This window comes from Paenibacillus glufosinatiresistens, assembly GCF_031470375.1.
GTDB classification, from domain to species: domain Bacteria; phylum Bacillota; class Bacilli; order Paenibacillales; family Paenibacillaceae; genus Paenibacillus_AQ; species Paenibacillus_AQ glufosinatiresistens.
The window spans coordinates 20948-43763 of sequence record NZ_JAVFHT010000023.1; the positions used below are offsets into that span (position 1 = coordinate 20948).

General features: G+C 59.3%; 15 protein-coding genes and 1 other annotated feature. Of the genes, 5 read left to right on the forward strand and 10 right to left on the reverse strand.

The window, feature by feature from the left end; genetic code table 11:
* Positions 1 to 185: 185 nt before the first annotated feature.
* From RBI05_RS17480 to RBI05_RS17490, 3 genes are all read right to left on the reverse strand, one after another.
* Positions 186 to 3011, reverse strand: a complete 2826-nt coding sequence (locus RBI05_RS17480; protein WP_310551990.1) for a DNA internalization-related competence protein ComEC/Rec2 — start codon at positions 3009 to 3011, stop codon at positions 186 to 188.
* Between the two features lie 147 nt (positions 3012 to 3158).
* Positions 3159 to 3677, reverse strand: a complete 519-nt coding sequence (locus RBI05_RS17485) for a deoxycytidylate deaminase (RefSeq protein WP_150456978.1) — start codon at positions 3675 to 3677, stop codon at positions 3159 to 3161.
* A gap of 92 nt (positions 3678 to 3769) precedes the next feature.
* On the reverse strand, positions 3770 to 4351 hold the full coding sequence (locus RBI05_RS17490; protein WP_310551991.1) for a ComEA family DNA-binding protein: 582 nt from the start codon (positions 4349 to 4351) through the stop codon (positions 3770 to 3772).
* Positions 4352 to 4469: 118 nt separating this feature from the next.
* Here RBI05_RS17490 and comER point away from each other — a divergent pair, with 118 nt between their 5' ends.
* Complete coding sequence (gene comER / locus RBI05_RS17495; protein ID WP_150456980.1) at positions 4470 to 5321, forward strand: late competence protein ComER; 852 nt, start codon at positions 4470 to 4472, stop codon at positions 5319 to 5321.
* A 116-nt stretch (positions 5322 to 5437) separates the two neighbouring features.
* Here comER and leuS read toward each other — a convergent pair whose 3' ends face one another.
* Entirely contained in the window at positions 5438 to 7888 is a 2451-nt protein-coding gene (leuS, locus tag RBI05_RS17500) for a leucine--tRNA ligase (protein ID WP_310551992.1), read from the reverse strand.
* Between the two features lie 138 nt (positions 7889 to 8026).
* Positions 8027 to 8336 (reverse strand) — a binding site (T-box leader).
* Between the two features lie 27 nt (positions 8337 to 8363).
* Positions 8364 to 9434, reverse strand: coding sequence for an AI-2E family transporter (locus RBI05_RS17505; RefSeq protein WP_310551993.1), 1071 nt, complete (start codon positions 9432 to 9434; stop codon positions 8364 to 8366).
* 199 nt (positions 9435 to 9633) lie between these two features.
* Between RBI05_RS17505 and bglS (RBI05_RS17510) the strand changes: the two genes are divergently transcribed.
* Both bglS (RBI05_RS17510) and bglS (RBI05_RS17515) read left to right on the forward strand, forming a co-directional pair.
* On the forward strand, positions 9634 to 10356 hold the full coding sequence (bglS, locus tag RBI05_RS17510) for a beta-glucanase (RefSeq protein ID WP_310551994.1): 723 nt from the start codon (positions 9634 to 9636) through the stop codon (positions 10354 to 10356).
* A gap of 208 nt (positions 10357 to 10564) precedes the next feature.
* Positions 10565 to 11263 carry a beta-glucanase gene (bglS, locus tag RBI05_RS17515; RefSeq protein ID WP_310552005.1) on the forward strand — a complete coding sequence of 233 codons (699 nt, stop codon included), beginning with the start codon at positions 10565 to 10567 and terminating at the stop codon, positions 11261 to 11263.
* Between the two features lie 69 nt (positions 11264 to 11332).
* Here bglS (RBI05_RS17515) and RBI05_RS17520 read toward each other — a convergent pair whose 3' ends face one another.
* Positions 11333 to 12910, reverse strand: coding sequence for an extracellular solute-binding protein (locus RBI05_RS17520; RefSeq protein ID WP_310551995.1), 1578 nt, complete (start codon positions 12908 to 12910; stop codon positions 11333 to 11335).
* Between the two features lie 108 nt (positions 12911 to 13018).
* Between RBI05_RS17520 and RBI05_RS17525 the strand changes: the two genes are divergently transcribed.
* Together RBI05_RS17525 and RBI05_RS17530 are read left to right on the forward strand one after the other, a co-directional pair.
* Positions 13019 to 14779 carry a sensor histidine kinase gene (locus RBI05_RS17525; RefSeq protein ID WP_310551996.1) on the forward strand — a complete coding sequence of 587 codons (1761 nt, stop codon included), beginning with the start codon at positions 13019 to 13021 and terminating at the stop codon, positions 14777 to 14779.
* Positions 14757 to 16364 carry a response regulator gene (locus RBI05_RS17530; protein WP_310551997.1) on the forward strand — a complete coding sequence of 536 codons (1608 nt, stop codon included), beginning with the start codon at positions 14757 to 14759 and terminating at the stop codon, positions 16362 to 16364. The genes RBI05_RS17525 and RBI05_RS17530 overlap by 23 nt, the downstream gene beginning before the upstream one ends.
* Here the strand turns inward: RBI05_RS17530 and RBI05_RS17535 are convergent.
* The 4 genes from RBI05_RS17535 to RBI05_RS17550 form a co-directional block, all read right to left on the reverse strand.
* Entirely contained in the window at positions 16361 to 19342 is a 2982-nt protein-coding gene (locus RBI05_RS17535) for a GH36-type glycosyl hydrolase domain-containing protein (RefSeq protein ID WP_310551998.1), read from the reverse strand. The genes RBI05_RS17530 and RBI05_RS17535 overlap by 4 nt on opposite strands.
* Positions 19343 to 19370: 28 nt before the next feature.
* Positions 19371 to 20240, reverse strand: a complete 870-nt coding sequence (locus RBI05_RS17540) for a carbohydrate ABC transporter permease (RefSeq protein ID WP_310551999.1) — start codon at positions 20238 to 20240, stop codon at positions 19371 to 19373.
* Positions 20237 to 21220, reverse strand: a complete 984-nt coding sequence (locus RBI05_RS17545) for a carbohydrate ABC transporter permease (RefSeq protein ID WP_150456987.1) — start codon at positions 21218 to 21220, stop codon at positions 20237 to 20239. The genes RBI05_RS17540 and RBI05_RS17545 overlap by 4 nt, the downstream gene beginning before the upstream one ends.
* 69 nt (positions 21221 to 21289) lie before the next feature.
* The gene (locus tag RBI05_RS17550) at positions 21290 to 22714 is read right to left on the reverse strand and encodes a sugar ABC transporter substrate-binding protein (protein WP_150456988.1); all 1425 of its coding nucleotides are present in this window, start codon (positions 22712 to 22714) and stop codon (positions 21290 to 21292) included.
* Positions 22715 to 22816 lie beyond the last annotated feature (102 nt).

The following is a 22816-nucleotide window of genomic DNA, read 5'->3' on the forward strand; positions in this document are numbered from 1 at the left end:
CCAAAGGTTCCCGTTTCTCCACAAAAAAACATTTTCTTTCTTTCAATATGAAATAAGAATATGCCCTAAGAAAGCACTCTTCGCAATCGCTCAACTTCACTAGACCCGATCCCTCCTTGCTGGTTCTGCTGGTTCTGCTGGTTCTGCTGGTTCTTCCGTTCTACTGGATCTGCAGGTTTATCGGTCTACCGGTTCTGCCGGGTCGGTTCCGCCTGTGCCGGTTCCTCCAGCCGATGCCGAACCTGCAGCGTTCCATCTTCGATCCGCATCTGCACCTCTCCCTGCCGGTCAGTCCGGCAGATCTCTGTCCCGGCCGCCGTCAGCCGGGACAGCACCTCCTGCCCCGGATGCCCGTACAGGTTATTCTTCCCCACGGAGATGACCGCCGCTGCCGGATTCCAATAGCGCAGCCATTGCTCACTGCTTGAGGTCCGGCTGCCGTGGTGGGCGACTTTCAGCACATCGACATGTTCTGCGGGTGCGGTCCCGGAACGGGAGGCCGCTTGGGCAGCGACCGTGTCCCGCTCCTGTTCCTTCTCCATATCCCCGGTGAACAGGAAGCTGCGGCCGCTCAAGGTCAGCTTGAAGACCACCGACCTGTTGTTCTGCTCCTTGCAGACCGGCAGTTCCTTCCGTTCTCCCCCGTTCGTTCCTGCCGCCCCCTCCCCGCCCTCCGGCCCAAGGAACTCAAGTGTCGTACTGCCGTCCGGCGCAAGACGCATTCCCCGGTGAACGGCATACAGACGCACCTTCTTGTCCAGCGCAGTCTGCATCAGCTTCCGGTAGGCATCCGTATCGGCGATTGTACCGTTGAAGAGCAGCGCCGACACCGGTATCTCTTCCAGCACTGCCTGAAGGCCTCCGGCATGATCCTGGTCGCCGTGCGTCAGAATGACGGCATCCAGCCGGTGAATGCCCCGCTTCTTGAGCAGCGGAACCAGCGTCTTCCGGCCCACCTCATACGGGTCGCGCCGCATCCGCCAGGGCTCTTTCTTCCCGAAGCTGACGGTTCCTCCGCCATCGACCAGAATATGGCCGCCCGAGGGGGTCTCGATCAGGATGCTGTCGCCCTGGCCCACATCCAGAAAGCTGACGGAACCTTCCGCCGACAGAAACGCCGTCCGGTAGCCGAAGACCAGCAGCCCGGCAAGCGATGCCGCCAGCAGGGACGCGGACAGGCCAAGGGCGCGAGACCGGACATCGTTCGTCCCCTTCCGGCGTTCCGCCTCGATCTTCTTCAGCAGGCCGGGATTCAGCGGTCTTGTCTCGTCGATGCCGAATACCGGCGCATTGCGCCTGTCCGCCCGGAGGCTCAGACTCTTCAGCAGGCCGTACAGCAGGCCGTAGTAGGCTGCGATCCATAACGGACTCGGGGAAGGCCAGATCATCGATCCGGCGAGATCCGCGCACCCGTCCACGGCGGCGAATGTAGCCCGGTTCATCCCGTGCACGGCATAGGCCAGACCGGACGCGCCCGCCTTCCAGACCGGAGCCAGCAGCAGCGCGGCGGTACCCGCCGGAAGCACAACGAAGCTGATGAACGGCACCAGCGCCAGGTTGGCGGCGAACGACAGCAGCGCGAACTGATTGAAGTAACAGATCGTCAGCGGAAAAGAAACCAGCTGCGCCGCCGCCGTAACGGCCACTGCGCCGCGAAGCCGCTTCGGCAGCGCCGATAAGAGCGGCGCCGCCAGGGGAACAAAGACCAGCAGTCCGGCTGTAACCAGAAAGGACAGCTGAAACCCGACATCCGTCAGATGATACGGATTCCAGAGCAGCATCATGAGCCCTGCCGCGCAGAGCAGATGCAGTCCGTCCTTGAGCACGCCCCGGCGCGAGGCGTACAGGCCAATCATCGACATCAGACCCGCCCGGATTACCGAAGGCCCGGCTCCGGTAAGCAGCACATACAGCGGAACTAGAAGCAGCGCAGCCGTAAGCGAGGTTTCGCGCGTCAGCCGGAGCCGGGCCAGCAGGAACAGCAGGCAGCCGACGAATACAGCCACATGCATGCCGCTGATCGCCAGAATATGCGTCAATCCAAGCTTGGAGAAATCGCGGTATGTACCCGGATCCAGGTCATCCTGCATCCCGATAATCAGCCCTTTGAGATACCCGGCATCCTTGTCGTCAAAAATCCGGTCCAGTTCCAAAGCCATGCCGCTGCGCAGGCGGTCCGCCCACCGCAGCGGCAGCCGCAGACTGAAGCCGGCAAGCGGGGTTACCTTCGCCTGCGAAGCGCCTTGGGCGGTCAGGAGCCAGTGAATGCGATGGTTATGCAGATAACGGCGGTAATCGAAACCGCCGAAATTGCGCGGACCTGCAGGCTGCTCCAGATTGCCCGCCAGTCTGATCCGGTCCCCCCTCTGCCAGCCGCCAACGATTCCAATCTCTTCTTCGGCGGCCAGCTTGAGCTGGACCTGTACGATCTCGTCCCGCTCGGAGAAACTGTTCGCATCCGCCTGCTCTTCGTCGGAACCGCTCTCCGAAAGAGAGGGTAGCCCCCCGGTAGTTCCGGTGTTCCTGGTCGCTCCGGCGATTCCGGCGATTCCGGTGGTTCCGATGGTTCCGGTAGTTTCGGTAGTTCCGGTGGTTCCGGCGGTTTCGGTATGTCCTGTTCGGCCATCCCGGATTTCTCCCAGCTTCAGCTTGAAGCTGACTTTATCGCCGTCCCGTTCCACCGTAGAGACGATAATACCCGATGCTGCCACCGGTGCTCCATCCGGTTCTCCCGCCGCGGTCTCCAGCACTTGCGGCAGAAGGCTGACATTGCGGCCTTCAGTCCAGGCTCCGTAGAGGGTGCCGATCACCAGAGCGGCCCACAGCATCGCCGCCCAGCGGACGGCCCGTCCCGCGGATGAGGGCGGTCGTCTTCCGCTGTACAGACAGAAGCCCGTCGCTGCCAGCGCCGCCCCCAGACAGAGCGCCATGCTTCCGGAGGGGTGCAGCAGGGCGACGGCCAGCCCTGCGGTCCAGGCTGCCGTGACGGCAATCAGCGGTCTTCGGTACATCGCAATCCCTCTTTTCTGACATAATGGAATCTTTAAAAGCTGCCGGGGCGTTAGACGCCAAAGAACCCCTGCCGTGTGCATCTTGCGATGCGGCAGGGGTTCTTCCCCGGTCAATCCTTATTCGAATTCTCCCGCGATCCGGGTTCTCTAGTCGATGGCCTCCAGCAGCGTCTCCCTCGGCGGCTCGTAGCCTTCAAGCCGGCGAAACAGAATGCCCTTGGCGTTCATCATGTCCTCCACCTTATCCATATCCTTTCGGTACGGACGGTTGTAGACGATTTCTCGCACCCCGCTGTTGGCCAACATGTTCGCGCAGGTCCAGCACGGCTCGTCGGTCACGTAGACCGTACTGCCTTCCCGGTCGGTACGGTCCGTGAACAGCAGCAGATTCTGCTCGGCATGGATCGTACGGATGCAGCGCTGCTTCTTCACCATCCGTTCCACGCCGTCCTCCATCTTGCGTTCGTACTGCTCGGCCACCATGCATCCCGCTTCAGAACAGTCGGGGAGGCCCATCGGCGCTCCGTTATAGGCGGTGCCGAGCAGCTTCTTGCCTTGAACCAGCACAGCGCCGACATGGCGCCGTGGACAGCGCGAACGGGTGGATACCATGAAGGCAATATCCATGAAATAGGTGTCCCAATCCTTGCGATTCTCCGTGGTCATGTCACTGATCTCCATTTTATGTGCGCATTTTGCCCTATTGTAGCATAACCCCGGCCTGTGTACTACGGGCTTAGCCCCGCCGCCTTCCGAATTCAAAAAGCGACCGCACGCTCAAGCTTCTCCAGCAGCTTCGGACCAATTCCTTTGACCCGTCCCAGATCGGCCAGGTCCCTGAACGGTCCGCCGCCGGCACGCTCGTCCAGAATGGCCTGCGCCTTCTTCTCTCCGATTCCGGGCAGCTCGGTCAGCTCAGCGAGCCCTGCGGTATTGACATTGATCCGCCCGTCCTTCGGGATGCCGGAAGAAGGGGGCGCGGAAGCTCGCGTTGTTCCTGCGCCAATGCCAGCGGCAGCCGTGCCCGCGATCTCCGGGGAAGCGGCGTCGCCGGCTCCGGTGCCCGCGGCTGCCCGGATACCCGAGCCGGCCGGTTCCTTGGCAGCCGGTGCCTTCGCGGCTGCTTCGATGACGCCCGCTGCGGCGCCGGCGGCTTCGGTGACGCCCGCCGGGGCGGCGGCCGGCGTTCCCGGCGCGGCCGAGGCCGAGAGCCGCCCGGCCATTTCGCCATTCAGCGTCTCCCAGCCGCTGATCCCCCGGTCCGTCTGGATGGCGGACCCGATCCAGATCCCGCCGGCAAGCGCCAGAACCAGTCCGGCGGCGATTCGTATTTTGCCCATAATCGTCTTCCTCTCCTTAAATATGCCGGATTCCCAGGCATGAGCCCGGGGTTCGGCGCATACACATAACGAAGAACTTTGCCGTCACGATACTAGCGCGAAGGGAGGTTAACACAGGATGAAAGCGGGATTTATCGGTACCGGCAGCATGGGCAGCCTCCTGATCGACGCTCTTCTGTCTTCGGGCGCGCTCCAGGCCGCCGATGTGCTGGCCAGCAACCGCAGTCCGCAGAAGCTGATCCGGCTCGCGCAGCGTTACCCCGGCCTTTCGCTCTGCAGCCGCAATTCGGAGACCGCGGCAGGCAGCGATCTTCTGTTCCTGTGCGTCAAACCGCTGGAGTTCAAGGCGCTGATCGACGAGATCGGTCCCGTGCTCCGCGCCGAGCAGATCGTCGTCTCCATCACAAGCCCCGTTCAGCTGCATCACCTGGAGAGCGTCCTGCCCTGCAAGATCGCCAAAATCATACCGAGCATCACCCACCGCGTATTCAGCGGCGCCTCACTGTGCATCTTCGGCAGCCGGCTCGGCGAAGACGACCGCCGCTTGCTGCTGAAGCTGTTCTCCCATATAGGCATCCCGGCCGAAATTCACGAGGAACACACCCGGATCGCTTCCGACTTCTCCAGCTGCGGGCCCGCGTTCGTCAGCTATTTCCTGGAACGCTGGGTCGAGGCCGCCGTCCGGGAGACCGGGATCGACGAACGGCTTGCCGTCCGGCTTGCCGGCGAAATGCTGCTGGGGACCGGCCGGCTGCTTACCGAAGGCGAATTCAGCCCCCAGGAGCTTCAAGAACGGGTTGCCGTTCCCGGAGGCATTACGGCCGAAGCCCTGAATCATCTTCGCCGCAGTCTGGACGGCGTCTTTGAGCAGCTGATTGAGACTACGCAGGGCAAGTACGAGGAGGACATCGCCAAGCTGGACCGGCTGTTCGGCCGGGACAGCGTCATTCAGGAGCCGCTGGACCGCTGACCTTGGTTCGCCCGCCCCTCGTGCCAGCGCCAAAAAGCCCGCAGGCAGAGTTCTCTCTGCACTGCGGGCTTGGCGTGCTTCGCCTGCCCCGAAAGATGTTAACCGGATGGTCGGACTTAACCGACGACGATATTCACCAGCTTGCCCGGTACCGCAATGATTTTGCGGACCGTTTTGCCTGCGGTTGCGGCTGCGACGTTCGGAAGAGCGAGCGCATGCTTCTGCATGTCTTCCTGTCCGAGTTCGGCGGCAATCACCGTACGTTCGACAATTTTGCCGTTGACCTGAACGACGATCTCCACTTCCGCATCCACGGTGAGCTTCTCGTCGAACGCCGGCCAAGGCACGTAGCTGATGCCGCCTTCGTGGCCGAGTCGTTCCCACAGCTCTTCGGCGATATGAGGAGCAAGCGGTGACAGCATTTGAACGAAGCTCTCCATCGCGGCTCTCGGCAGCGTATCCTGCTTGTAGGCATCGTTGATAAAGATCATCAGCTGGCTGATCGCCGTGTTGAAGCGCAGGGCCTCGAAGTCTTCGGTAACCTTCTTGACCGATTTATGCCAGGTCCGCTTGAACTCTTCGTTACCGCCTTCCGGCTGAATCTTCGGATTCAGGCTGCCGTCTTCGGCCACGAACAGGCGCCAGACGCGCGAGAGGAAGCGGTGAATGCCTTCCACCCCGGACGCGCTCCACGGCTTCGTCGCTTCCAGAGGACCCATGAACATCTCGTAGACGCGCAGCGTATCGGCGCCGAACTCGCCGACAATCTCGTCGGGATTGATAACGTTGCCGCGCGATTTGCTCATCTTCTCGTTGTTCGTTCCCAGGATCATCCCCTGGTTCACGAGCTTGTGGAACGGCTCCTTCGTGCTGACTACGCCGATATCGTACAGCACCTTATGCCAAAAGCGGGCGTACAGCAGATGCAGCACGGCATGCTCGGCGCCGCCGATGTACAGATCGACCGGCAGCCATTCCTTCTGCTTCTGCGGCGAGCACAGCTCCTGGTCGTTGTGCGGATCGATGTAGCGCAGATAGTACCAGCAGCTTCCCGCCCATTGCGGCATCGTGTTGGTCTCGCGGCGCGCCTTCATGCCCGTCTCCGGATCGACGGTCTCCACCCAATCCGTCACATTGGCCAGCGGCGATTCGCCGGTGCCCGACGGCTTCACGACATCGACATCGGGCAGCATCAGCGGCAGCTGATCCTCCGGGACGGTCTTCATTGTGCCGTCCTCCAGATGAAGAATCGGAATCGGTTCCCCCCAATAACGCTGGCGGCTGAACAGCCAGTCGCGCAGCCGGTAGGTAACTTTGCCTTTCCCGGCCCCCTTCTCCTCGAGCCGGGCAATCATAGCGGCGATGGCGGCGGCATTGTCCAGACCGTTCAGGAAGTCCGAATTGACATGCGGACCGTCTCCGGTAAAGGCCTCCTTCTCAACATCTCCGCCCTGTACCACTTCCACAATGTCCAGTCCGAATTGCTTAGCGAACTCCCAGTCGCGGGTGTCATGCCCCGGAACGGCCATAATCGCACCGGTTCCGTACCCGGCCAGAACATAATCCGCAATCCAGATCGGCAGACGCGCGCCGCTGACCGGATTGACCGCATACGCCCCGGTGAAGACGCCGCTCTTCTCCTTCGCAAGGTCTGTGCGCTCCAGATCGCTCTTGCGCGCGGCCTTGTCGCGGTACTCGTCTACGGCAGCGCGCTGCGCCTCGGTTGTAATCGCGCCCACCAGCTCATGCTCCGGCGCAAGTACGCAGTAGGTGGCTCCGAACAGCGTATCGGGACGGGTCGTGAACACCGTTAGCGATTCGTCCCGGCCTTCAATGCCGAAGGCGACTTCCGCGCCCTTCGACTTGCCGATCCAGTTGCGCTGCATATCCTTGATGCTCTCGGACCAGTCCAGCTCCTCCAGATCTTCCAGCAGCCGCTCGGCGTATTCGGTAATGCGCAGCACCCACTGGCGCATCGGCTTGCGGATGACGGGATGGCCGCCGCGCTCGCTCTTGCCGTCGATGACCTCTTCATTGGCCAGCACCGTTCCAAGCGCTGGACACCAGTTCACCGCCACTTCGTCGACATAAGCCAGCCCTTTGTTGTAGAGCTGGATGAAGATCCACTGCGTCCATTTATAGTACGACGGATCGGTCGTGCTGATCTCCCGGTCCCAATCGTACGAGAAGCCGAGCGATTTGATCTGCCGGCGGAAATTGTCGATATTCTTCTTCGTGAATTCACGCGGGTCGTTGCCGGTATCAATGGCATACTGTTCGGCCGGAAGGCCGAAGGCGTCCCAACCCATCGGATGGAGCACGTTGTAGCCGCGCATCCGCTTGTAGCGGGAGACGATATCCGTTGCCGTATAGCCTTCCGGATGGCCGACATGCAGTCCGGCTCCCGAAGGATACGGGAACATGTCCAGCGCATAGAACTTCGGCTTCTCCGGGTCTTCTCCAGTCTTGAATGTATGCTGCTCTTCCCAATACTTCTGCCATTTCGGCTCCACCTTCTGCGCTTGATAACCCTGCGCGGAAGGCATGTTCTCCTTGATGTCGCTCATGGACATTTCCTCCTAGAATGAATGAAATCCCCCACAAAGTGAGGAGTTGCTCCGATCCTTGGTCGGGGTATCCGGCTAGGACTTCCGTTCCCGCTGGCGCAATCGCCATTAAAAAAGCTCCCCGTCCCTAGCGTTATCGCTAGGGACGAGAAGCCTGAAGTTCCCGTGGTACCACCCTAGTTAGCCGGCGCCATGCTTTGGCCGCCTGCTCACTTGTACACCCGGTAACGGAGGTGAACCGGCGGCGCCTACCGTGCGCCGGAATATTGCGCCGTTACCAGGAAGCCTCTCGCAAGAGATGTTCCATCGGCTGAATCTTCCGCTGCCGCACCTTCGGGCCGCTGCTCCGAGGCGAGTTCGCTCTTCCTGCCAACCGGCTCGCACCAAGAAGCGCCGGCTCTCTGAATGGCATGGCTTGTAAGCTACTGATCCTCATCGTCGCGTATCCCCAACATTATAACCAACGCATGTCATTCTAGTCAATCCGCGTCCGGTTCATATAATAGACTCCCGCATGATGGAGCACGACCTTCCCGGCGGCGAAGATCGGCACCGCCAGAATCAGCCCGACGATGCCGCCGACTTCACCGCCGACCAGCAGCGCAAGAATAATCAGAAGCGGATGAAGATGAAGCGTCCGTCCCACCACATACGGCGAGACGATGTTGCTCTCCACCATCTGGCACAGCGTATTGACGACCACGACATAGAGAACGAGCCGGAATGAAACCGTCGAAGCCATGATGACCGCAGGAGCGGCCCCGAGAAAAGGGCCCAGATAAGGGACAATATCGAAGACCGCCACCATTCCTGCGAACAGAAGCGGATAGGGCATGCCGATGATGGTGTAGCCGATATAGGCGAGCAGTCCGATGACGAGGCAGACAATAAATTGGCCGCGGATGTAGCTGCCGAGCGCAGCGTCGATCTCGCGCAGCAGCTTCACCGTGGATTTGCGGCGCGACCGGGGCAGGCACGAGACCAGCAGCCGCTCGAACACGTCAAAATCCTTCAAGATATAGAAAACCAGGAACGGCACGATAAAAGCGTCGAACAGAATTCCGATGGTCGTGCCGATATGGTCCAGCAGATTAGAGATTCCATGGGCCAGCCGGTTCTCCATCTCCACCAGCCAGCTGTCCATTCCCCGCCCGACTCCCGGCGGGATGATTCCGGTATCCATGCTGCGCATCATGCCCTGAGCCCTGAGGGTCATCTCCGGCAGGTGCTCGTTCAGTTCCTCCAGCTGCTTCAGGAACATCGGAATCAGATTAATGGCGATCACCGTCAATACCGTCAGGAAGACGGTATAGATCAGCAGAACGGCCACGCCGCGCGGCATCTTGCGTTTGCCGAGCCGGGCTACGACCGGATTCAGCACATAGGAGACGATGATGGCGGCAACAAACGGAGCCAGCACCGCTTTGAGGAACAGATAGACGCCGTGCAGCATGGGCCGCAGCAGCCAGAAGAAATACAAGATGATCAGAACAAGCAGAAGCCCGATCAATCGTCGGAACCCTTTTCCCTGAAGCCACTCTTCCACATTCTTCCCTCCCGGTCCGATCCTGGTGGAACGCATGTACAGTCAGTATGTGTGGAAGATGCGGGAATTAACCGTTGGACCGAGGAAATCTTGGAATTTTGTTATGCCGCTTGGGAAGTTGGTATGGCCTCGACCAGAAGAGCAGAGTACGATAATTCCGAAATATAAAACGCTTACATTTTAAGGAGGAATGTTTCGGATGACAAGGTTCAAACGGTTCGGCAGCGGTGCTCTTCTCCTGCTTCTTATTACGCTGATGGCGGGTACCCCTTCCGCTTCGGCCGCTACTACCTTCTGGGAGCCCCTGACTTATTTTAATTCTTCCACCTGGCAGAAGGCGGACGGCTATTCCAACGGCGGCATGTTCAACTGCACCTGGCGGGCCAACAACATTTCGTTCACCAGCGGCGGACAGCTTCGGCTTGCATTGACCAGTTCAGCTTCCAACAAATTCGACGGAGCCGAAATGCGGTCCGTGAACAAGTACGGGTACGGCAAATATGAAGTGAGCATGATGCCGGCCAAGAATACGGGCATTGTCTCCTCGTTCTTCACGTACACCGGTCCTTCAGACGGAGCGCCTTGGGATGAGATCGACATCGAGTTCCTGGGCAAGGACACTACCAAGGTGCAGTTCAACTACTATACCAACGGCGCCGGCGGCCATGAGAAAATCGTCGATCTCGGCTTCGACGCCTCGAAGGGATATCATACGTATGCCTTCGACTGGCAGCCGGGCTCCATCAAATGGTATGTCGACGGCGTGCTGAAGCACACGGCTACAAGCAATATTCCGTCCCATCCCGGTAAAATTATGATGAACCTCTGGAACGGCACGGGCGTTGATTCTTGGCTGGGCTCCTATAACGGTGCCAATCCGCTCTACGCTTACTACGATTGGGTCAAATTTACCGGCAACTGATTTCTCCCTCTCCCGGGCTCCGGCTCTCGCCTATCGCGATAGCCGGAGCTTGCTGCGTCGGCCCCTCCCATCTTCACAATTTGTTATCCGTCTTGTCATCTTGGTATAGCGGCGGCGGATACCCGCTCCGTACAATGAAGACAAGAACAAACGCAGGAGGAGCAGATCTGTGAAGCGCAGCAAATGGATCCTGGCAGGGGCGGCCGCTCTGGGCGTGACCGCGGCCGTATGGGGAGCCGCCGAACGGGCTCCCGCCTCTCCAACCGCCTCCGGAGGATGGGAGGATTCTCTGGACGCTTACCGTCCGGATAAGTGGCACAAAGCCGACGGGTATTCCAACGGCAGCATGTTCGACTGTACCTGGAGAGCCGATAATGCGGCGTTTGCCGGAGACGGCTTGTTGACTCTGTCGCTGACGAAGGCGGCGGACGGCGGGCGCGACGGCGCCGAGTACCGTTCTTCCGGGAAGTATGGTTACGGGCGTTACGAGGTCCGGATGAAGCCGGCGGCCAATCCGGGAATCGTATCTTCTTTCTTTACTTATACCGGTCCTTCGGAGGGCGAGCCCTGGGATGAGATTGATATCGAATTTCTCGGCAAGAACACGACGCAGGTTCAATTCAATTATTTTACCAACGGAGAAGGCGGCCACGAGCATGTGGCGGATCTCGGCTTTGACGCCTCCCGGGAGTTTCACACCTACGGATTTCAGTGGAGCCGGGAGGCGATCACCTGGTATATTGACGGCAAGCCGGTCCATACCGCAACGGACAACCTTCCTTCTGCGCCGGGCCGGGTCATGATGAATCTCTGGAACGGGACAGGCGTCGACTCCTGGCTGGAACCGTATGACGGCCAGGCGCCGCTGTACGCTTATTATGATTGGGTCCGGCATACCCCGGAATAGCGAAGGGCAAATCCCTGTCGCATACAAGAAACCGCCTTAAATTAAGGCGGTTTCTTGTCCCTGCGGCCGTCAGCGCTTCTCCTTGTCCCAGCGGTTGACTTCCCGCGTCATGGCGTCTCCGCCGTACTCGCGCCACTTGCCGACGAAGTCGTCAAACTCGCCGAGGCTGCCGTCTGCAAATATGATTCGCTGATACGTCTTCTGCTCCAGCTTGCGCAACAGTTCCCTGTCGGCTTCCATGGCCGGAATCGGCGGTCCGGTATACTGCTCCTTGCGGGAGGCGTCCTTCTGGCTCAGCAGCACCGGCGCAATATCCTTCGGAATCTCCTTGGTGACACGGGACGGAATCCGGGCCCCGTCGAAGGTCAGCGTGTAGGAGGCCACCCGAATTCCCCCAAGCGGGAGCGCGGAGGGCTCAATGCTGGGCTTGCCGTTCACCATCGTCCAATCGTATCCTTCCGCAAGTCCGTTCGCGAACTCGCCGGTAGACGTGGCGTAGGAGTCGAACAGGTAGTTCTGGTACGTGAACAGAATCTCGGGATGCTTCATTCGCTTGTTGATAAGAATGGCTCCATTGACGGGCAGAGAGCCTCTTCGCTGCACCATTCCTCCGGGACCGGAAGGTATGGCCACGGGAACAACGGCCGACTTCGGTTCCTGGGCGGCGAGCTTCGACAGCGGCCAGCCTCTCATCCAGTAGGGACCGGCTATGATCCCCGCCTTGCCGGAGACAAAGAGATTGGCGGCCCCTTCTTCATCGAACCAGGCGCTGTCCATGGACACATATCCTTTCATCACCCAGTCCTTCATCTGTTCGATGCCCTTGCGGGCTGCCGGCTGGACGGAGCCGTACGCCAGCGAGCCGTCGGATTCGCGGTTCCATTGCTCGGGAACGATGCCGTAAGCGCCGAAGATCCAGCTGCTGTCTCCCATCCAGGTATTGGGTCCGTTCCGGAAGCTGACGGCCAGACCGAACGTATCCTTCTTCCCGTTGCCGTCCGGATCCCGGTTCGTGAAGGCATCCAGTACCCGTTCCAGCTCGTCCATGGTTCGCGGGACGGGCAGGCTTAGCCGATTCAGCCAGTCCTGACGAATCCAGAGAATCGGATCGGAGCTGTACTCATAATCCATAATGGGGATGGCATACTGCTCTCCATTTCTCACAAAGGCATCCCAGGCGGAAGGATCTTCGGCCACCGCCTTCTTCCAGACCGGCGACGCATAGCGTTCGAACAGGCTGCCGACCTCCCGGAACTGACCGGAGCCGATCAGCTCCTGAATGACGTCGGCGTCCCGGGTTGTGACCACATCGGGCATATTGCCCTTGGCCAGCTCCAGGCGAAGCTTGTTGGCGTAGGTCTCCGTTGTGCCGGAGATCGTCCACAAATAACGAATCCGGATGCCGAGCCGTTCTTCGGCCCACTCGGTGTGGACATTGTGCTCCAGGCTCTCGTCCTGCTTGAAGGTCAAATTGGGATTCACGGAACCGACCGTATACAGGTCTACAGGCGGATTGTACCGTCCCTGCTTCGCATCAAAGACGATGTCCGTCTTGGCCGGTCCGGTTCCCGGCTCATCGGCATGGTTCCCCGGGGAACAGCTTGGCAGCATAAGCAGCATGGCAAGCAGCGCGATTCGATGTTTCATGGTGTCTCCCGCTTTCTCACGATTTCTGAAAGAATTAAACCGATTGTATCACAGGCCCTCTGCCGCCCTGTGATATAATTTTTTCATTATTATGCAAAGGATGATCCTATGGCACGGCGGGCAAATCTGTTTGTCAAACTGGTAGCGCTTCTTCTTACGCTCATCTCTGTAACGCTGCTGTTCTACGGAAGGTCTTACCGCAGGGACGTCAGCGTCATTACGAACCAGATCAAGATTACCGACCTGAATCATCTGGAGTTCTTCGCCCAGCAGATGGACAACAACATTAACCAGCTGGCCGGCAATATGTATGCGCTTCAGCGGGACCCGACGATCCGCGATTATGAGCATATTCGCCAGCTCGGGCATCTGGTCGATCCGAATCAGACCAACCTTACCGTGTTGGAGAAGCTCTCCCTCCAGACCGGCTCCAGCACCTGGGAGAATCAGGTCGCCCTGTACAAGCCGCAGAGCGGCGAGACGCTCGGTTCCGATTCGTCGATTCTCTTGGATTCCTCCATGCTGAACCGGCCGCTCCCGGAGAACTGGGAATACATCCGGTCGGCAGAAGGCGGGGATACGGCCGGATTTCAGCTGGTGCTGTCCGATCCCGCAGAGAGCCGCACCGATCCGAAGCAGGCCGAACTTCTCATGACGGTCTTTTTTCCGGTCTCCAATCTGGAGCGCATGTTCGAAACCTACCAGTCGCAGAACATCGGCGATACGTTTCTGTATCATCCCTATTTCGGCTTCATCCTTTCCCGGAACGCCGACCGGGACAAGGCCCGCCAGCTGTCCGCCGCGCTGCCGGAGGAGGGAACCCGGGAATCCTCAAAGATCGTCGCTTTGAGCGAAGGGCGTTATCTCGTCAGCTCCGTGTCTTCCTCCGCCATCGGCTGGAGAATCGTTCATTACTCGCCTCTGGAAGAGATCATCCAGCCGATCAAGGGCAGCCGGTATTCCTTTCTAACGGCCTCGATTCTTCTCCTTGCCATGAGCCTGTTCTTCTCCCTGCACCTCTACAAGCAGGTTCAGAAGCCGGTCAGCCTGCTTCTCCGCTCGCTGAACCGGATGAAGGAAGGACGCTGGTCCACACGCATCCATGTCCGGACGAATGCGGAATTCACGATGCTCAACGAGGAGTTCAACGACATGGCAGCGACGATTCAATCGCTGATCGAGCAGGTGTATCTGGAGCAGATCCGGGCCAAGGACGCGCATTTGAAACAATTGCAATCCCAGATCAACCCGCATTTTCTGTATAACTGCCTCTTCTTCATCAAGAGCAAAGCCGGCATCGGCGATACGGAAGCGGTGGAAGCCATGGCGCTGAGTCTCGGCGAGTATTACCGCTATATGACGAAACTCGACCACTCCCTGACGACTCTCCGGGACGAGCTTCGGCTGCTGGAGAATTACCTGGCGATCCAGAACTTGCGCAAGCAGCGCATCCGCTATCATCTGGAGGTTCCGGAAGACATGCTTGGCCTGGAGATTCCGCGGCTGCTGATTCAGCCGGTGGTGGAGAACAGCATCATTCACGGCATCGAGAAGAAAATCGGCCAGGGCTGCATCCGGATCAGCGCCTGCCGGACCCGCGAAGCGATCCTCGTCACCGTAGAGGACAACGGTGCCGGCATGACCGACGAGGCGATCAGCCGGCTGTACGCCAGACTGAACGATCCGGTCCGGGAAGACCGTCCCGACGAAGGCGGCTGCGGTCTCTGGAACGTCCAGCAGCGGCTGAAGCATCATTACGGCGAAGCCTCCGGACTAAGAATCGCTTCGGTGCCCGAGGGCGGACTGCAAATTATACTTCATATGGAACAACACAAGGAGGTCCCTGATGCACCACATTCTGCTGGTTGACGACGAGCCTTACGTCGTCGATGACTTGTCCATCTCCGTTAACTGGGGAGAACTGGGCTTTGAACAGGTTCATAAAGCCTACTCCGGGCGCGAAGCGCTGGAGATTCTTCAGCACAATCCTGTCGATATTGTAGTGACGGATATCAATATGCCGGAAATGTCCGGTCTGGAGCTCATTGCGGCCATCCGCAGCCGCTGGAAGCCTACCCGGGTGGTCATGCTGACCGGATATGCCGAGTTCGAATACGCCCGCAAGGCGATTGAGGAGCAGGCCAGCGCCTATCTCCTGAAGCCGATCTCCAACGACGAGCTGATCGAAGTGATCGGCCGTCTTCAGCAGGAGCTGCGCGAGGAATGGAGCTCGAAGGCTTCCTATCAGCGGACCCTGCAGACCTTCCGGGAGCATCTGCCGCTGCTTCGGGACCGTCTGCTGGGCGAGCTGCTTCAGGGACGCAAGCTTCCCTCCGCTCAGCTTGCCGAACGGCTGGAGCAGTTCGATCTGCCTCTGCGTCCCGGCCGCCCCGTCTGTCTGGCCGTGGTGCGGCCGGAAGAATTTTTCCGCAATCAGGACATGAACAGCATGCTGCTCTTCGAGTATGCGATTCTGAATATTGCGCATGAGCTTTTTCAGGACGGCTTCCATATCTGGTCCTGCAAGGATGTGCATGACTACCTCGTTATTCTGCTTCAGCCCCGGGCCGAAGAGGAAGAGACGGGCGAATGGGAACGTCAGGTAACTCAGAGCGCGTATCAGCTTCAGAATCATGTCGGCATGCTGATGGGCGGAGGTCTCTCGGTCGTCACGACGGATTGGGGCAGCTTCCCCGGCCAGGTCTACAGCCTCTATCAATCCGCCATTTCCGCAATCCGGCAGCATATCGGCAGCGAGAAGGGCATTTATCTGAATGCCGCGAGCTCCGCTGGCGCTCCCCAGGTAGAAATCCTTCAGCCGCTCTATGAGCCTCCCATGCTGTTCCATATGTTCGAGGCCAACAACTGGGAAGGAATTCAGGCCAAGCTGGATGCAATCATTGGAGAGATGCAGCGCAATCCCGATCTCTCCCTCGAGCATATCCATGAAGTCCGGCTTCATCTGGAGACGGCCTTCTACTACTTCGCCCACAAGAACAACCGGCTGCTCAGCGATATTGTCGGCAATCCGCTGCTGGAGCCCTCTCTGTTTCAGACCCCGGACAAGCTGGGGCAGTGGGCCGAGGCCATGATCGAACGGCTGCGGGATTATTTCGACTCCGAACGGCGCGACAACCGTCTGGGTCTGATACACCGGGTCCACGCCTATATCGACGCCAACCTGCATTACGTGTCGCTTCAGTCAATTGCCGACCATGTCGGGATGCATCCCGTGTATCTGTCCAAAATGTACAAGCTGGAGACAGGCAGGCGCATCAGCGATTACATCAGCGGAGCGAAGATGGAAAAAGCGGCGTATCTGCTGACTCATACGCCGCTTAAAATATACGAGATTTCCGCCGAACTCGGCTATTCCAACGCCCACTACTTCATCAAGCTGTTCAAGGAGTACGCGGGAATGACGCCGCAGGATTTCCGCGACCGGGCGCTCTAGCGCCCGGCTGCTTCAAACTTCAGCTCCACCTCATGCAGGCCTCCGTCGGCCAGGAGAGGAATCCGCCCATTCTCCAGAGGCTTCCCGTCCATCGTCAGCACCGCCGTGTCGTCCTTCACCCGCCGGAATCCTTCCGGCTTGACGATCCGGATGTGATAGGCCGCCCCTTCCAGCCTCAGCGTATAAGACAGCTCGGTGTCCGTATCCGCAAGGACGGGGTCGAGCGCAAGCCCATCCGCCTTGTATTCCAGCCCAAGCGCCGCCATCAGCGACAGCGTGAGCCAGGTTGACGTTCCGCTCAGCATCGGACCGATGTTCTCTCCGGTCTCGCTGTTGTTGTATTGGGTGCAGAATCTCGGGTTGCCGCAGACGGCGAACGGGTCGTCCATTGTACGGAATGGAAATACCCGGTCCATCAGCCGGTGTCCGCTCTGTCCCAGACGCGCCGCGAGCGCCGGGTCCTGCACTTCCTTGGCCCCCTTGAACATCGCAGCCGCCGCCATCATGCAGGCGTGCTTGAACACGCCGCCGTTCTCCCGGTCACCCGGGAAGTATTCGTCGGAAGCCGTATGCGAGGATACGCGTCCTAGCGCGACGGACGAGACCAGCTTCAGCCCGTAAGGCGTCCAGAGCCGCCGATCAAGCGTATCCAGCATAATCTTGATCTGCTCTTCGTCGGCGCAGCCGGAGAGCACGCTCCAGCTGAAGGAATTCAGGAAGTACGAACCGTCGTGGCCCGGATCGGCGGACAAGCCGTCGCCGGCCGCTCCGAGAAAGGCATACTCGCCGTCCGGGTACCGGTTGAACAATACGCGGGCATAGAAGTCCTCTTTCCAGGCATGCTTCTGAATCCGTTCGCGCAGCTCTGCGCCAAAATCCGCAAGTTCAGCCGCGTAAGCCCCGCTGCCCTTCTTCTCCGCCAGCTCCGCCAGTTCATCCACCGCCAGCTTGAGCAGGAAGGCGTTCATGACGCTCTCGGAATAGTCGCTCTCCAGCGGGTCGCCGAAGGTGCCGCCCGCTTCCAGCTGGCGCCGGTAGCGCGCTTCCTTGTCCGGGCCGTTGATGCAGGTGCTGTCCAGCTTCAGGCAGTCGTTCCAGTCCGCATAATCGAGCAGCGGGAGCCCGTGACGCCCGACCGAAATCCGCCCCGAATACGTAATGATCGCCTGCAGTGTCTCAAAGACGGGACGCTGGCGCGAAGTTCCCGCTATCCCGCACGGTTCCTCCAGAAACTCGATATCGCCCGTCAGCATGACGTACCGGTATACCGCCTGAATCAGCCAGAGCGCATCATCCGACCACTTTCCGGGCTCTTTGCCGACCCAGAAGAAGTTGTGGTAGGCATAGCCGAACTCGAATACCATGCCGGTCCACTCTTTCAGCAGACTGCGGACCAGATCGCGGCGCCCCATGCCGACAAAATAATACATCGACGCATACAAATCCTGAATTTCCCGGAACCCGATTTCCCGGTATCCTTTCTGGGTCTGGCAGAAAGAACGCGAGACAAAGGTCTGATACAGCACCTGGAACGGCAGATTGCGGTTCACATAGGCGTCCAGCGGCTCCGACCCGGAAGCAAGCTGCAAAAATTGCCCGTACTCGCGGACAAAGCCGCGCGCTTCTTCCAATGCCGCTTCGGCGGTCTCCGGCGAAGCGAACCGCGCAAGCAGAGCGGCGACTTCATCTTTAAGCGCGTCGTCGCTCCAGACGCCGCCGGCCTTCTCCGAGACCAGTCCGGTGAGCTGGTCAACGGCTACGGTTGCTCCGGCCGCGATCTCAAGCGGAGCGGCGACGGCGAAGAAGCCCGGTCCCTTGCGGTTCAGCACGCTGCTCAGCCTAAGCGCACCCGAAGGGCGGTGCAGCGAGCCGGTCCCGACAAATTCGTTGTAGCTGACGCTGTATTCGCGCGGCAGCTCGGGGCCGTTCGGACCATGGACGACCATGGAATGGAACCGCAGGTCCGTCCGTCCCGCTTGCGGATAATAATCGGGACTGACGGCAGCCACCGCTCCGTCTTCGTTCCGAAGCACGCCGCCCTGCATAATGACATTGCTGTACAGCACATCCTCGAACAGCGCATTCGGAGCGGCCGAACCGAACATGCCGGTGTAGACGAGTCTCAACCGCCGGGACGTCTCCCCGTGGTTGGCAATATCAATCCGCTGCACTTCGGTCGCCAGCGGCTCGCCTGCCCGCTGCGGAAGAATAAAGAGCGTTCGTGTAATCTCCAGCCCGCAGCGGGTCCGGTAGCGGATGACCGTCATGTTCTGGGAATGGGTGCACACCGCCGATTCGATCCGGGCATCCCCCGGTTCCGCCGAGTAGAAGATCTGTTCGCCGTCCTCCAGCAGATAGAACTGGCGGTTGGCCGGAAATCCGTTCTCTTCCTGCCGCATATCCCAGCGGGTAGCCAACACCTGGGTCGCCGCGTGCGACCGGAAGCTTCCCCCGCCCAGCCGGTCTACGACGCTCTTGGGCGTAGTCTGAAGCGCATGGTCGAAGCCGATCCGGTTGCCGAGCAGCAGATTGACCCCGAAGTGCGGGCCGGGCAGCGGACTCCGCAGATCCAGAATATGCTCGCCGTCCTTGTTCAGCGAACCCGCCCAGCCGGCGGCTTCATCCAGCAGGCGCAGCGCCTCCCGGACGGCCGCAGCCGGAACCGCCGCCTCCCGGATCTCAAGGTCGGCTCCGCGCACATGCAGCGACAGCCCTTCGCTTCCTCTGCCCAGGGTCAGCAGCGCCGAAGCGCCGCTTCCCGCCGGGGGAAGAAGGGCAGCCATGCCCGGAAGCGACAGCAGTTCCCGGATCGCCGGCAGCCGGTAAGGCAAGCCGGCTACCCCGATCGCAGCCTCGTGCGAAGAATCCGCAAATACCGCGCTGACCGGGGCATCCGGAGCGATCAGCCCGGAGAATGCCTCTCTCAGCACGTCTTCAGGCGACTTCTTCAATTCTCTTGCAGCCAAGTAATTCAGCATATGAATCTTCCTTCCTGGCACAGCCGGATCAGCCCTTGACGGCCCCGGCGGTCATGCCGCTGATAAAGTATTTCTGGGTCATGAAGAACGTCACCATAACCGGAAGCGTAACCACCGTCGATGCGGCCATCAGCAGATCATAGCGGGTATTGTATTGTCCGACAAAGAGCCGGATGCCGACCGGGATGGTCTGGACATCGGAGCTGGTCGTCAGCACCCAGGCGAAGAGCAGTTCATCCCAGGCCGTCAGGAAGATGAAGATACCGGTCGCGATAATGCCCGGCAGGGAGAGCGGCAGGATGATTTTGTAGAAAGCCTGGAATTTGGTGCAGCCGTCAATCACCGCCGACTCCTCCAGATCCCGGGGGATGGAGACGAAGAAACCGCGCATAATCCAGATACTGATCGGCGTATAGAAAGCCGTATAGACCAGAATCATGCCCCAGTACGTGTCGATCATCGGGAGACCGAACGTATTTTTGATCCACAGGAACATCAGATAAATCGGGAACAGGAACATGATGCCCGGGATGAGCTGGGTGGAGATAATGCTCATGCTGAACAGCTTGGAACCCGGGAATTCAAACCGGGCGAGCGCATAGCCCGCCATCACCGCAAAGGCGCCGGCGAGAAGCGTCGTCACGCTGCAAATAATCAGACTGTTGCGGAAGTAGACGGCAAAGTTGACCGTATCCCACATATTGACGTAATTGACCCACTGCGGCTTCGGCAGAGAGATGGTCGTGATGCCGTTCATAATCTCGTCGTTGGCGTGCAGCGAGGTGAACACCATCCAGAGGATGGGGAACACGGTAATAATGACGATCAGCCAGGTCATCGTCGTCAGCAGGAAAGAACCGGCAGAGCGGCGGGCGCGATGCTTGCTTAATGTACTCATTGTGCGTTCAACTCCGTTCTGAATGAGCGGTACCAGACTCCGACTACGCCCAGCATGGCGATCATCAGCATCAGGGATGCAGCGGAACCCGAGCCGAACGCCCAGTATCCGAAGGATTGACGCGTCAGTGCGGTCATGAGCAGATCGCCCCACTCGCCGGGATAACCGGCCCCGTTGCCGAACATGGTGGAGACGATGTTGTAGGAATAGACATTGTTGATAATCTGGAAGAGCAGCTGTACCGCGATAATCGGCTTCAGCATCGGCAGAGTGATATGCCAGAACTGCCGGATCTTATGCGCTCCGTCAATGGTTGCCGCTTCGTAAATATCCCCTGGGATCGTCTGGAGTCCCGCCAGAAAAATAACCATCAGGAACGGCCAACCTCTCCAGATGGTAGGGATGATAATCGCCCAGATGGTATTATGGCCCATCAGCCAGAAGGGCTTCTCGTCCATCAGGTGCAGCACGTCAACCAGAATATGGTTAATGATGCCGTTCTGCTGCCACATGAATCCCCACAATACGCCGACCACATAGGAAGGTACGACCCAGGGAAGCAGCATGGCGGTACGGGCGATGCCCCGCCCCGGGAAATCCCGGTTCATCAGGATGGCCATCATAAGGCCCATGACCATGACTCCGGCCGTTACAATAACCGAATAGATGATGGTGTTCCGAATCGCATAGTCCAGGCCCTGGCGGACCGGGTTGTCGGAGTTGAACAATAAGCCGACATAATTGTCCAGCCCCACAAACGGCGCCTTCAGGTATTTAACCAGTGTGAACTGATTCAATTTCAGGAACGACATCCAGATGCCCTCAAGCATGGGCAACAGATGGACCATCATCATGAACAGGAGTGTCGGCAGCATCAGCAGATAAGCAAATTTATGTTCTTTGACCTTTTTGCGCCATAACGAGCGTTTCTTGCGGGCGGGGGCTTGGCCCCGGGTGTCGGCTTCCGTATGGAGTCCCATCTCATATCCCTCGCTTTGTCAATGAAGGGCCGCCGCGCCCTTTCAGCCGCAGCGGCCTTTCGTTATTCTTTATTGGTTGACGATCGACTTAACTTCGGATGCGGCCGCATCCAGTTCCTTCTTCACGCTCTCTTCGTTGTAGGTGCCCTTCACGCCGGCAACAATATCCCAGATGTTGGCAAAATGCTTCTGCAGCGCAGTCTCCGTCGGGCCCCACTGCGGAATAGCCGGGTAGCCGCGTCCGTATTTGGTCGCTTCGGCGAATGCCTTCATGCTCACATCCTGGTTCGGATCGTTCAGAACCGACAGCTTGGACGGCAATTGGCCGGATACATCGGCATACGCCTGCTGGGCTTCATCCGTAGACAGGTATTTGATCAGATCCCAGGTGGCTTCTTTATGCTTCGAACCGCTGAAGACCGTCAGGTCGCTGCCGCCTACGAAGGTATACTGGCCGCCGGGTCCTGCCGGAAGCGGAGCAACGGCGAAGTTCTTGGCTGCGGCCTTGTCCGACATCCCGCCGTTCGCCTTCGGAGTCGCAAAGTTCTTGGCAAGCCATGCGCCGGAGATAATGACCGCCGATTTGCCGTCGCCGAAATCGCTTTCGATTTGGGACGAGTTTTTCTCCAGCGACGCTTTCTCGACCAGACCCTCATGCGCAAGACCGGTATAGTACATTACGCCCTGAAGTCCCTTCTCGTCGTTGAACGTTACAGTCTTGTTGTCGTCCGCCAGAACGCTGCCGCCCGCTGCCCAGACCCAAGGGAAAATGTTATGGACAACGTTCCAGTCATTCTTGCCCGGGAGCCCCAGAGCCGCCATCTTCTTGCCGTCGACCGTTACGCCGTTCACCTTTTCCAGAGCTGCTTTGAACGAGTCCCAGTCTTTGAAGGCTGTGGCGGTGTCCACGCCGGCTTGTTTGAATGCGTCGGTCCGGTAATAGATCGCCCGGGCATCGACGAACCACGGAACTGCGTAGATGTCTTCCTGTCCCGATACGGAGGTTGTATCCCAAATTGCAGGCAGGTAGGATTCAGCACCTCCTACGTCGGCCACCTTGTCGTTCAGCTTGTCGATGCCGCCCATGCTGGCAATCGCCGGCACCCAGGTCGTGCCGAGCTGGAGAAGGTCAGGACCGGCTCCGCTCGTAGCGGCTGTCGTAATCTTGGTCCAGGCAGAACCCCAGTCCAGCACGGTAACCTTCACGCTCACGTTCGGATGTTCTTTCAGATACGGATCAATCGTCTTCAGGAAGTCGGCGTCCGGCTTCGGGCTGTTCGGCATGATCCAGGCGGTCAGCGTAACCGGGTCCTTGCTGGCCTCTGCCTCGGCAGGGGCCTTCGAAGCGCTCGGTGCGCTCGAAGCACTTGATGATTTAGCGTTGTTATCCGAACTTTGCTCCTTGTTGTTCCCGGCATTGTTGCCTCCGCATCCGCTGATGGCTACGGTCAGTGCCATGAGCAGAATGCCCAGTGACGCTCCTGTCTTTTTCATTCCTACAATCTCCCCCATTTAGTTAAGGTTGTGTAAAAGAATGCGGAGGCGGCTGTCCGTCCCCCGCATCTTCATTATAAAATCGGCGCTTCCCGGTCTAAA

Coding starts and splice junctions, on each gene's coding strand:
- RBI05_RS17520 (WP_310551995.1), bottom strand. CDS start 12,910: ATGAAACATCGAATCGCGCTGCTTGCCATGCTGCTTATGCTGCCAAGC.
- RBI05_RS17540 (WP_310551999.1), bottom strand. CDS start 20,240: ATGAGTACATTAAGCAAGCATCGCGCCCGCCGCTCTGCCGGTTCTTTC.
- RBI05_RS17480 (WP_310551990.1), bottom strand. CDS start 3,011: ATGTACCGAAGACCGCTGATTGCCGTCACGGCAGCCTGGACCGCAGGG.
- RBI05_RS17525 (WP_310551996.1), top strand. CDS start 13,019: ATGGCACGGCGGGCAAATCTGTTTGTCAAACTGGTAGCGCTTCTTCTT.
- bglS (WP_310551994.1), top strand. CDS start 9,634: ATGACAAGGTTCAAACGGTTCGGCAGCGGTGCTCTTCTCCTGCTTCTT.
- RBI05_RS17530 (WP_310551997.1), top strand. CDS start 14,757: ATGCACCACATTCTGCTGGTTGACGACGAGCCTTACGTCGTCGATGAC.
- leuS (WP_310551992.1), bottom strand. CDS start 7,888: ATGAGCGACATCAAGGAGAACATGCCTTCCGCGCAGGGTTATCAAGCG.
- RBI05_RS17490 (WP_310551991.1), bottom strand. CDS start 4,351: ATGGGCAAAATACGAATCGCCGCCGGACTGGTTCTGGCGCTTGCCGGC.
- RBI05_RS17535 (WP_310551998.1), bottom strand. CDS start 19,342: ATGCTGAATTACTTGGCTGCAAGAGAATTGAAGAAGTCGCCTGAAGAC.
- RBI05_RS17550 (WP_150456988.1), bottom strand. CDS start 22,714: ATGAAAAAGACAGGAGCGTCACTGGGCATTCTGCTCATGGCACTGACC.
- RBI05_RS17545 (WP_150456987.1), bottom strand. CDS start 21,220: ATGGGACTCCATACGGAAGCCGACACCCGGGGCCAAGCCCCCGCCCGC.
- RBI05_RS17485 (WP_150456978.1), bottom strand. CDS start 3,677: ATGACCACGGAGAATCGCAAGGATTGGGACACCTATTTCATGGATATT.
- comER (WP_150456980.1), top strand. CDS start 4,470: ATGAAAGCGGGATTTATCGGTACCGGCAGCATGGGCAGCCTCCTGATC.